Source organism: Dysosmobacter sp. Sow4_B12 (assembly GCF_052116665.1).
Taxonomy (GTDB): Bacteria; Bacillota; Clostridia; order Oscillospirales; family Oscillospiraceae; genus Oscillibacter.
Map to the genome: position 1 here is coordinate 1 of NZ_JBQKKR010000034.1, position 502 is coordinate 502.

Annotated in this window: 1 protein-coding gene; it reads right to left on the bottom strand. The window is 62.5% G+C overall.

The genetic code is table 11. The features are described 5' to 3' along the window. The coding region (locus tag ACTQ4R_RS13000; RefSeq protein ID WP_441629347.1) for a 2-oxoacid:acceptor oxidoreductase family protein at nucleotides 1–502 on the bottom strand (502 nt) is incomplete at both ends.

A 502-nucleotide genomic window follows, 5' to 3' on the forward strand; every position in this document is an offset into this window, starting at 1 on the left:
CTTCTGGCGGTCCATGGGGATGACGATGTCCTTGACGAACTGGGAAGCGCCCACGGGCTCCACAACAGGGGTGTCGGCAGCATCGGCCCAGCTGGCGGGGATGTCCACCTTTACGGCGGCGCTGATGCCGGCGTCCACGGCGGCGTTGTTCTTGTCCACGATGGCCTGGCCGGCCTTCTTGAAGTAGGAGTTGTAGTTGTTCTTCTTCATGTCCTCCACGGCCATGTCCAGGGGAATGACCTTGGTCAAGGCGAAGAAGGCGGCCTGCAGGATGCTGTTGGTGCGGTTGGCGCCCAGGCCCACGGAAACGGCCAGCTTGGCCGCGTCAATGATGTAGAAGTTGGCGTGCTTCCGGGCCAGGTCCCGCTTCATCTTGCCGGGCAGGCGGGTTTCCAGCTCTTCCACGCTCCAGGGGCAGTTCAGCAGGAAGGTGCCGCCCTCCTTCAGATCCTCGGTGGTGTCGTACTTGTTGACGTAGGTGGGGGCATGGACCGCCACAAAA